At 38.4% G+C, this 9,880-nt stretch carries 11 protein-coding genes; 10 read left to right on the plus strand and 1 reads right to left on the minus strand.

Annotated features, from left to right (window positions below; all coding sequences use genetic code 11):
- The first annotated feature begins 117 nt into the window (after positions 1-117).
- From ACUW85_RS06835 to ACUW85_RS06865, 7 genes are all read left to right on the plus strand, one after another.
- On the plus strand, positions 118-1,338 hold the full coding sequence (locus ACUW85_RS06835; RefSeq protein ID WP_149256650.1) for an ABC transporter ATP-binding protein: 1,221 nt from the start codon (positions 118-120) through the stop codon (positions 1,336-1,338).
- Entirely contained in the window at positions 1,338-1,988 is a 651-nt protein-coding gene (locus tag ACUW85_RS06840; protein ID WP_149256649.1) for an ABC transporter permease, read from the plus strand. Before ACUW85_RS06835 ends, ACUW85_RS06840 begins: the two co-directional genes overlap by 1 nt.
- A complete protein-coding gene (locus ACUW85_RS06845; protein ID WP_149256648.1) occupies positions 1,972-2,955 on the plus strand; it encodes an osmoprotectant ABC transporter substrate-binding protein in 984 nt (327 codons plus the stop codon). The genes ACUW85_RS06840 and ACUW85_RS06845 overlap by 17 nt, the downstream gene beginning before the upstream one ends.
- Complete coding sequence (locus ACUW85_RS06850) at positions 2,955-3,620, plus strand: ABC transporter permease (RefSeq protein WP_003142226.1); 666 nt, start codon at positions 2,955-2,957, stop codon at positions 3,618-3,620. The genes ACUW85_RS06845 and ACUW85_RS06850 overlap by 1 nt, the downstream gene beginning before the upstream one ends.
- A 27-nt stretch (positions 3,621-3,647) precedes the next feature.
- Positions 3,648-4,355, plus strand: coding sequence for a DUF2179 domain-containing protein (locus ACUW85_RS06855; protein ID WP_048728161.1), 708 nt, complete (start codon positions 3,648-3,650; stop codon positions 4,353-4,355).
- 205 nt (positions 4,356-4,560) lie between these two features.
- Positions 4,561-5,055, plus strand: a complete 495-nt coding sequence (locus tag ACUW85_RS06860) for a QueT transporter family protein (RefSeq protein ID WP_149256647.1) — start codon at positions 4,561-4,563, stop codon at positions 5,053-5,055.
- A gap of 84 nt (positions 5,056-5,139) precedes the next feature.
- The gene (locus ACUW85_RS06865) at positions 5,140-5,745 is read left to right on the plus strand and encodes an MBL fold metallo-hydrolase (protein WP_154837102.1); all 606 of its coding nucleotides are present in this window, start codon (positions 5,140-5,142) and stop codon (positions 5,743-5,745) included.
- A gap of 67 nt (positions 5,746-5,812) precedes the next feature.
- On the opposite strand, the gene cbpA is transcribed toward ACUW85_RS06865, so the two are convergent.
- A complete protein-coding gene (cbpA, locus tag ACUW85_RS06870; protein ID WP_149256645.1) occupies positions 5,813-6,460 on the minus strand; it encodes a cyclic di-AMP binding protein CbpA in 648 nt (215 codons plus the stop codon).
- Positions 6,461-6,709: 249 nt separating this feature from the next.
- On the opposite strand from cbpA, the gene ACUW85_RS06875 reads away from it, so the two are divergent.
- From ACUW85_RS06875 to ACUW85_RS06885, 3 genes are all read left to right on the plus strand, one after another.
- A complete protein-coding gene (locus ACUW85_RS06875; RefSeq protein WP_048728152.1) occupies positions 6,710-6,922 on the plus strand; it encodes a hypothetical protein in 213 nt (70 codons plus the stop codon).
- Positions 6,923-7,222: 300 nt separating this feature from the next.
- The gene (locus ACUW85_RS06880) at positions 7,223-8,569 is read left to right on the plus strand and encodes a hemolysin family protein (protein WP_149256644.1); all 1,347 of its coding nucleotides are present in this window, start codon (positions 7,223-7,225) and stop codon (positions 8,567-8,569) included.
- Between the two features lie 51 nt (positions 8,570-8,620).
- Positions 8,621-9,364: an O-methyltransferase gene (locus ACUW85_RS06885; protein WP_149256643.1), complete on the plus strand. Its 744-nt coding sequence runs from the start codon at positions 8,621-8,623 to the stop codon at positions 9,362-9,364.
- Positions 9,365-9,880 lie beyond the last annotated feature (516 nt).

The following is a 9,880-nucleotide window of genomic DNA, read 5'->3' on the forward strand; positions in this document are numbered from 1 at the left end:
TCGGATTTGTCGCCTTTTTAGCTAAATGAACCGTTATAAATTTGGTCATTTTTTCAAATTTTGATAGAGTTATAAGAGACTTTTTCTATAAAAGGCAAAAATTAGGAGGATTAAGTAATGATAGAGTTCAAGAATGTCGAAAAGGTATATCCAGGGGGCACAACCGCTGTTAAAGACGCCTCTTTGACAATTGATGATGGTGAGTTTGTATGTTTCATTGGGACTTCAGGTTCTGGTAAAACAACAGCGCTACGGATGATTAACCGTATGCACGATCCATCTGGTGGGGAAATTCTGATCGACGGCGAAGCAACAACTTCAAAAGATCCAGTAGAATTACGCCGCGGAATTGGTTATGTAATCCAACAAACAGGATTAATGCCACATATGACTGTATACGACAACATCGTAACAGTACCTCGCTTACTAAAATGGGATGAGAAGAAAAACAGAGATATCGCAGAACGTTTAATGAACCGGGTTGAATTACCTGTAGAATACTTAGACCGCTATCCAAGCGAGTTATCAGGTGGACAACAACAACGTATCGGGGTTATCCGTGCTTTAGCAGCCAATCCAAAAATCGTTTTAATGGATGAGCCTTTTGGTGCCTTAGACCCAATTACCCGTGATGCTTTACAAGAATTAGTAAAAGAACTACAAGTTGAATTTGGTTCAACATTTGTGTTTGTAACGCACGATATGGATGAAGCTTTAAACTTGGCTGACCGTATTGCAGTATGGCATGAGGGTGACTTAATCCAATATGATACGCCAGATGAAATCTTACGTAATCCAGCTAACGAACATGTACGTGGTTTCTTAGGTGAAGAACGCTTAATGCAAGCGCAAACTGATTTCATTACAGTAAAAGAAATCATGTTAACTACACCATTAACTGCTACTTTAGGGATGTCTTTAGCTAAGGCGATTACAATCATGCGTGACAATCACGTCGATTCACTATTTGTAATCGATGATGACCATCATCTAAAAGGTCTATTGACCTTAAATGATTTGGCTTCACGTACAGCGAACTCAAGTTTATCTGTTGCAGACGTCATGCACACAAGAATTCGCCCAGTGTTTGAGGATGCTTTAGTGCAAGATACAACTACTCAAATCTTAAAAGGGCGTATTCCTAACATGCCCGTTGTTGACCGGGAAGGTCGTTTAACTGGTCTGGTTACCCGTTCAGCATTAGTAAACCTTGTTTACAACTCAATTTGGGGTGACGAGGAAGAAATCGATAAGTTAACTGATGAACCCATATTTGAAAATGCAGAAACGACAGCAGTTCACCCAATTGATGCGACTACTGAAGGAGCTGATAAATAATGCAAGAGTTTATTGCCAGCCAAGGTAGTGAAGTCATTCGCCTACTTTGGGAGCATATTTATATGTCACTGATTTCCTTAGGTTTAGGTGTTATTGTGGCTGTACCTTTAGGTATCTTCCTTTCACAAGTACCAAAAGTAGCCAATGTAGTGATTTCTATTGTGTCAGTTTTGCAAACAATTCCAACGCTAGCGCTATTAGCTTTAATGATTCCCTTCCTAGGTGTTGGGAAGGTGCCAGCAATTTTCGCCTTATTTATCTACTCGCTATTACCGATTCTCCGTAATACTTACTTAGGGATGTCAAACGTAAACCCAGATTTACTTGATGCTGCTAAGGGGATGGGGTTGAAACGGATGCAAATTATTCGCCAAGTACAACTACCACTTGCAGTACCAGTTATTATGGCGGGTATTCGTCTTTCAACAGTCTATGTTATCGCCTGGACAACACTTGCCTCATATATCGGTGGTGGTGGCCTAGGGGATATGATCTTTAACGGATTGAACCTATTTAGACCAGACTTAATTTTAGGTGGTACGATTCCTGTCACCATCCTTGCGGTCATTGTTGACTTGGTGATGGCGCGTGTAGAGGATTGGGTTACACCAACAACCTCTTCTAAGAAAGGAGATGAATCACTTGCGTAAGATGAAATATCTTAAGACATCGGTTGTTGCTGTCTTATCGACGATTATTTTAACAGCTTGTTCACTGCCTGGGTTAGGGGGTTCATCTGAAAATGGTATTTCAATTGTTTCCGGATCCACAACTGAACGACTAATCTTAGGACATATTGTTGAAGGTATGGTCAACCACTATACGGATGCCCCAACCAACATTATTCCAAACTTGGGTTCATCAACCATGAACCACCAAGCCTTAGAAACAGGGGATGCCAACGTATCAGCAGTAAACTATACCGGGACTTCACTAACAGGTGAGTTGGGTATGGAAGCTGAAACAAATCCAGAAGTGGCCTTAGAAACAGTTATTTCAGAATTTGATTCGCAATATGATATGCATTGGTACACACCGGGTTATGGCTTTGCAAATTCCTATGCCTTCATGGTTCGCCGTGAAGATGCAGAAGAATATGGTTTAGAAACAGTATCTGACTTAGAAGAATACGCTGACGAATTTTCAGTTGGTGTAGATAATACTTGGTTAAATCGTGAAGGTGATGGTTACAATGCCTTCAAAGAAATTTACGATTTTGAATTCCCTGAATTATACCCAATGACGATCGGTTTGGTTTATTCAGCCGTATCATCTGGTGAAGTAGATGTTGTACTAGGTTATTCAACAGATGGACGGATCATTTCTGAGGACTTGGTTGTACTTGAAGATGATAAGCGACTTTTCCCTCCTTATGATGGGGCAGCAGTTGTAACTAATGAAGTTAGAGCAGAATATCCTGAATTGGATGGTGTTTTTGCTAAATTAGCTAATAAAATGTCGGATGAAACAATGCAAGAGTTGAACTTCCAAAGTGACCAATACTTACTGGAACCACAAGTCGTTGCAGAACGCTTTTTAGAGGAAAATAACTATTTCGAAGATGCAGAACCCTTTATTGAACCAGTGTCGCAAGATAATTTAGGAGGTGAAGAATAATGGTTGACGTTACACAATTAGACTTATTTGAGCAAATCGTGTATTACTTCCAGCAAAATGGGATGTATCTATTATCACAATTCTTCCGCCAACTATTGATGACCTCTTACGGGGTAGTCTTTGCGATTATTGTGGCCGTACCCTTAGGTTTCTTTATTGCCCACAAGCGTAAAACATCTAGCTTTATCTTAGGTTTAGCCAACATTATTCAAACTGTGCCGAACTTAGCCTTACTTTCAGTAGTTATGTTAGTGATGGGTCTAGGACCTAACTTGGTAGTATTTACTATCTTCCTATACTCAATCTTACCAATTCTACGAAATACTTATACCGGTGTTATCAGTGTAGATGATACAATGGTAGATGTTGGTAAAGGGATGGGGATGACCCCTTGGCAAGTGATTTATAAAGTTGAATTACCACTAGCGCTTTCAGTTATTATGGGTGGTATCCGTAATGCCTTCATTACAGGTATCGGGATTTCCACAATCGGTACATTCGTTGGTGCCGGTGGACTTGGTGACGTGTTGCAACGCGGTGTAAATGCGTCAGATGGTACTTCTATCATCATCGCAGCTGTGATTCCAATCTCACTTATGTCAATCCTAGCTGACTGGTTGTTAGGACTAATTGAAAAACGACTAGATCCTTCATCAACCAAATAATCTAGCAACAAATGAAAGGATGAGACTATGGATTGGAGCTTATTACTGCAAATCTTTCTCATCAACCTGATATATATCATGTTGAATACCATACGCACTCTATTAGCCATACGTGGTTACCAAAAAATTGCGCCGGTAATAGCTGTTGTAGAGGTGACAATTTACACTTTAGGATTATCTATGGTAATGCAATATTTATCTAATCCGATTTACCTAATTGCCTATGCCTTAGGTTTCGGTGTTGGGATTTATTGTGGAATGATGATTGAAAACAAACTCGCATTGGGTTATTCAGTTGTCGAAGTTTATGTGCAAAATGACGACCATACCCTAGCTAATGCTTTGCGTGAACGTGGATATGGTGTCACTATTCAAGTAGGTTACGGCCGTGACGGTGACCGGTTGATCTTAACTATCCTGACACCGCGGTCAAATGAAATCTATCTACACCGGACTATTGATGAAATTGACCCCAAAGCGTTCTACCTATCCTATGATGCCAAATATATCCATGGCGGTTTCTGGTCTAAACGGGTAAACCCGCGTTTGATCAAACGGTCGAAAGCCAAAGACCAACAAACTGATAATATTGTGGTTGAAGAAGTAGAATCAAGAGAAGAGTACGTGGAAGAAACAGGTTATTTATTCGAAGAAGAGGTCAACCAAGAAACACAAGACACTTCATTTGAACAAGAGTTAAATCAAGAATCAGATAAAAACTCAGATAAAGAATAAGTAGCATATCAAAAAAGCAGCGACTGACCAAAAATCAGTCACTGCTTTTTTTGATACCTAAACTAATGTTTTCAGTAAGGTGTGATAAATCTGTAACGATAGGCGTAAATGCCTGCTATCTTATCTTGTATTATTGTCAAAGTTACTGTATTTTTATAACTGTTGTTCGCAACCATCCAACAGAAAAAAACTAGGAGGCATTTTTATGAAAACAAGAAAATTGGTGAACTCAGCTATGATCACCGCGATTTACATCGTTTTAATGTATTTCGTCCAACCTGTAGGATTCGGCGCCATACAATTCCGCGTATCAGAGGGCTTGAACCACTTAGCCGTTTTCCACAAAGACTACAAATGGGGCGTGGTACTGGGGGTATTCCTATCTAACCTGATGTTCTCAGCATCTCTAGGTATTTACGATATCGTATTTGGGACACTACATACATTGCTATCATTCTTAGTGGCCGAGTACCTATTCAGATTCGCTAAAGACATCAAACAACGCATGATTATCATCAGTCTGGTATTCTCAGTCATGATATTCATCATCGCGCTAGAATTATTCTGGGTCATCCAACTCCCATTCTGGTTGACTTACTTTACTATATTCTTAAGTGAACTCATCATCATGGGAATCACCGCACCACTATTCTACTACTTAGACAAGCGCCTAAACTTCCGCAAATTGATGGAAGGTTAATTGCTTGTCCTTTAGATGGTTGATTGCTAAAATATGTGAGAAAAGACACATTATAACCGTCTAGTAAAGGTGGAGGGATAACGCATGCATGTATATCAATTAACAGTAGGACCTGTCCAAGAACATCCTTACTTTATCGTCAAAGACAACAAGGACACACTGATTATTGATCCTGGTGACCAAGTAGAAACAATCGAACAACTAATCGCAGAAAACCAGTTAAATCCAGTAGCGATTCTCTTGACCCACGCCCATTTCGACCACATCGGTGCAGTAGAAGACATCCGTGAGCGCTACAACATCGACGTTTGGCAGCACATTATTGAAGCCGACTGGCTGAAAGACAAGCAAACCAGAGTTCCTAAAACTCGTACCCATTATTGGGATAAAATGGGGCAACACTCCGTGGCTGGCTTCACTTTTAAAACCGCACACGTACCAGGGCATTCCCCAGGATCCGTTGTATATATTTTTGAGGAAGACGGCTTTGTCGTTGCGGGCGATACCTTATTCAAAGGAACCATTGGCCGAACCGACTTAGACCACGGGGACCAAGATACATTAATTACTGGTATCAAGCGTCATTTATTGACCCTGCCGGATGAAACCCAAGTTTTACCAGGGCATGGTGGCATTACAACGATTGGTCAGGAAAAAGCGACTAACCCATTCTTACAAACACATAAATAAAATAAAAACCTAGTCCAATGACTGCTTAAAAACAGGCAAAGGGCTAGGTTTTTTTGTAGAATCGTATTTAGCTTAAGGCAATTGATTTAGTATTGCCCACTGAAAGGATCTTATAATTCTTTCGTTCAATCCTTGTAATAATTTTCTCAAGCGACTGATGTGAACAGTCACCTTTTAATGAAATGATGATATTGGATAAATCGGTTTTAGGATCAACGGTTGTGACAACCGTGTTGATAGATGCAAAACGACCGATAATTCGCGATATTACTGCTAGTGCACCTTGATCTTCCTGGTTTGCCTGAATAGTTAAAACAAAACCATCTTCATCTAGCGACCATGCCTTGAATAAACCACGTTCAAACGCACGGTGGGTTAGGATTCCATAGAAGGTATGGTCTTCATTCAAAACGCTAATATAGGGTAGATCTCGAATAGCAAAAATTATTTGGAAAAGGGTTGAATTGGTATAGATGTATTTTGTCGCATTTTTTAAGTGATGGGTAACAGATACATCTAAAGACTCACCATTTAATAGTCGCTTATAAATGTGCTGTCGATAAATGTTTCCGCGATACATCGTTCCGGACTGACTTAAGATGGGTAAGGACCGGAAATTATTTTCTTTCATAATGTCTAAGGCTTCTTGTAAAGTATTAGCCTCAGTGACATATTTAACGTCCTCTCTCTTAATACTTAACTCGCGGATGTTCATATGTATGACCTCGCTCTTTCATTGTATTCATAACTCATTATATCATAAAAATGGCAAAATCATGCTAAAGATTATAGTAAGGTTAGAACATTGCAAAAAATGTTTAAAAAATGAAATAAAGTAGGAAAAATCCTTTAGAGGAGTTATATTTATTGAAATTATTGTTATGATAATTTTATTAATAAACATCTGTAGACGTTTATAAGCATCAAGTAAGCGTTTGCTTATTTTTAAAGGGGAATATCACACATGGCTAAAGTAGATTTAACTAAACAGCCCTATAATTTAGACGCAGATGTTGTTTACGAACAAAACAAAGTATTGCAAGGCCACTCCAAATATCCAGTATTAATTGCAGCGAACACTGGAGCTGGTGGTGACCTAGTTGATTCATTCACTGACTTTGAAGATACTTGTTACTCTTCTGCTGACGTATACGCTAACCGTATCAACCCGGTCTAAAACTAAATAATAATCATATAAATCTTTAAAATGTTTAAGGGCTTGCATGCGTGAGGGGCCTTTTTTGATTGAACAGAATTAGAATTTGTAAAAGTGAGGGATGTTTGCTTTCTATACAACTTCTTTAGTTTGTTGGGTTCGGTCTTTTTGCAAAAGAGTTAGTTCAAAAGCTTAAAAACAGGATGAGGTCGGCAATCTTTACCCATACTTATAAGTTGAATCTTGCCTTTTAAACCTAGGGGTTGTATACTAAAATCAGATTATTGTACATACATATAACAAAGGAGAGAATTCGACATTATGGGAGATCCTGGGGCCTCAAACGTAGGTGGACAGATATTACTAATTATTATTTTAACATTGGTGAATGCCTTCCTGGCAGGGGCTGAAATGGCCTTTGTATCGGTGAACCATTCAAAACTAGAAACCATGGCAGAAGAAGGAGACGTAAAATCCCAAAAAGTATTGAAACTTCTTGAAAACTCTGATGATTTCTTATCAACGATTCAAGTAGGGATTACTTTCGCTGGTTTCTTCTCGTCTGCAGCGGCGTCTACTACCTTCGTTTCTTATTTAGAACCGTATCTATCTGGTGTTCCAGCAGGTGAGACAATTGCTACAGCAGCTGTAACCATAATCTTGTCATACTTTACATTGGTATTAGGTGAGTTATATCCAAAACAATTAGCCTTACAAGTACCTGAATCGTATGCACGACAATCAGCTGGTATTATTTCTGTGTTAAAAACATTCTTCAAACCTTTCGTATGGTTGCTAACAGCATCAACAAATATATTGAAGAAAATCACTCCACTCGAGTTTTCTGAAGACAGCCAACAATTTACTCGTGAAGAAATTCAAGGGATTATTAATTCCTCACGTCGTGAAGGTGTAATTGATAGTGACGAGTTCCAAATGATGCAAGGTGTATTATCTTTGGACACTAAATTGGCTAGAGAGGTAATGACACCTCGTACAGATACCTTTATGGTAGATATAGAAGATGACAGCCAAGAAATCGTAAACGAAATTTTAAGCTCACAATATTCTCGTGTGCCAGTCTTTAAAGATGATAAAGATGACATTGTTGGGATTATCCATACAAAAGATATTTTACGTGAAGCGCGTAAAGTAGGTTTTGAAAACATCGAAATCACCAACGTTGTTAAACCAGCTTTCTTTGCACCGGAAACAAGCTTTATTGATGATTTATTATTCGACTTTAAGAAAAACCACCAACATCTAGCCATCATCAAAGATGAATATAATGGTGTAGTTGGCTTAGTTACCCTAGAAGACTTAATCGAAGAAATCGTCGGTGACATTGAAGATGAGTATGATGAAATTTCACATCTTTACAAACGCATCAATGAAACTACTTACATCATTAACGGGATCATGCCAATCGATAAGTTCAACCAATTATTTAAAACAAGCGTAGAATCCGATGAGTCAGATACCATTGCAGGTTACATGATTGAAATTCTAGGTTACTTCCCTGAAGACCGAGCAGAAGAAGTGATCCGAATCGAAAATTATAAGCTAATGACCACTGCAGTTGAAAACGGGCGTATCCGTGGTATCCAAGTTAAGAAGTTGGATATCGATGAATTAGCTGAAGAAGAAGTAGAAGAAGAAAATAAATAGCATTAAAAAGTTCGGAATCTTTCCGGACTTTTTTCAACTAAAGGAGTAAATATGACTGAATCAAACGAAGTAAATGAGACTAAAGAAAAAGTATTACAAAATGAAATGATGGACCGCCCAGTAGTAGAAGCAGGCGTATTGAACTTCATGCGTACTGGACAGAACGACTTTCCAGCACCATTAAAAGAATTAGAAGATTACGCCCATGAAAACCGCGTACCAGTAATTCCTCATGAAACAGCAGTTTTCTTAGATTTTCTATTAAGTATTAAACAACCAAAGAAAATTCTAGAAATTGGTATGGCCATCGGATTCTCCGGATCACTAATGGTTTATGACCACCCTGAAAGAAGCTTAGATACCATTGATCGTTATGACAAAATGATTGCTGCTGCTAAAGTCAACTTTGAAAAATTAGGTGTAGCAGACCAAGTGACTATCCATGAAGGTGACGCCAAAGATATATTGCCCACTCTAGAAGCTAAATATGACTTTGCCTTATTAGATTCAGCGAAAGCAAAATACTTCGACTTCTTCCCGTTAATCATGGACCGACTAGAAGTAGGCGGCATTTTGATGATTGACGATATCTTCCAAGGCGGTACAGTCTTTAATGAATTGGATACCATTCCAAAACGTGTGCGGAAAATCCATAAAAAATTAAATCTCCTTTTAGAAGAAGTGGTAGGTCATCCAAACTTAAAAACCTCTGTCCTACCTCTAGGTGATGGAGTCTTACTTGTAGAGAAAATTGGTGATACAGATTTCTCCTACTTGTTAGAGAAAAACTTCTAGGGGAAATATGGATAGAAAACAAGTCGTGGAGAGAACTTCACGGCTTTTTTCTTAATTTGAAATTTGAGAAGGTAAAATCAGTCAAATGTTTTTAATCCGAAACCATTGACTTTGATAGAATAGGGTGATAGTATAAATATCCAATAGCGGATACGACATCGTGCGTTAAATACTATTGGGAAATAATTATTGACTTAGTTCTAAACTTGAGTTAATATACATAAGTTGCTTGTTGAGGGCGACAACGAGATAAAAAGAAATTTTAAATTCTTGTTGACAACAACTCAAGCCAAGTGATAAGATATTCAAGTCGTCAAAACAACATCGTTTGTATAAAACAACAAAAAACTTTTTAAAACATTTTGTTGACAAACGTCGTATGAAGATGATATGATATATGAGTTGCTAACAAAGCAACGAGATAGACCTTTGAAAACTGAACAAAGAAGACAAACCAAAAATTGTGTATGGAATCATTTGATTCCAACAATTAAAAGTAGTGAGAACTACTATAAA

The organism is Aerococcus sp. 150760013-2 (genome assembly GCF_053627715.1).

Coding starts and splice junctions, on each gene's coding strand:
- ACUW85_RS06885 (WP_149256643.1), top strand. CDS start 8,621: ATGACTGAATCAAACGAAGTAAATGAGACTAAAGAAAAAGTATTACAA.
- ACUW85_RS06865 (WP_154837102.1), top strand. CDS start 5,140: ATGCATGTATATCAATTAACAGTAGGACCTGTCCAAGAACATCCTTAC.
- ACUW85_RS06835 (WP_149256650.1), top strand. CDS start 118: ATGATAGAGTTCAAGAATGTCGAAAAGGTATATCCAGGGGGCACAACC.
- ACUW85_RS06880 (WP_149256644.1), top strand. CDS start 7,223: ATGGGAGATCCTGGGGCCTCAAACGTAGGTGGACAGATATTACTAATT.
- cbpA (WP_149256645.1), bottom strand. CDS start 6,460: ATGAACATCCGCGAGTTAAGTATTAAGAGAGAGGACGTTAAATATGTC.
- ACUW85_RS06860 (WP_149256647.1), top strand. CDS start 4,561: ATGAAAACAAGAAAATTGGTGAACTCAGCTATGATCACCGCGATTTAC.
- ACUW85_RS06855 (WP_048728161.1), top strand. CDS start 3,648: ATGGATTGGAGCTTATTACTGCAAATCTTTCTCATCAACCTGATATAT.
- ACUW85_RS06875 (WP_048728152.1), top strand. CDS start 6,710: ATGGCTAAAGTAGATTTAACTAAACAGCCCTATAATTTAGACGCAGAT.
- ACUW85_RS06850 (WP_003142226.1), top strand. CDS start 2,955: ATGGTTGACGTTACACAATTAGACTTATTTGAGCAAATCGTGTATTAC.
- ACUW85_RS06840 (WP_149256649.1), top strand. CDS start 1,338: ATGCAAGAGTTTATTGCCAGCCAAGGTAGTGAAGTCATTCGCCTACTT.
- ACUW85_RS06845 (WP_149256648.1), top strand. CDS start 1,972: ATGAATCACTTGCGTAAGATGAAATATCTTAAGACATCGGTTGTTGCT.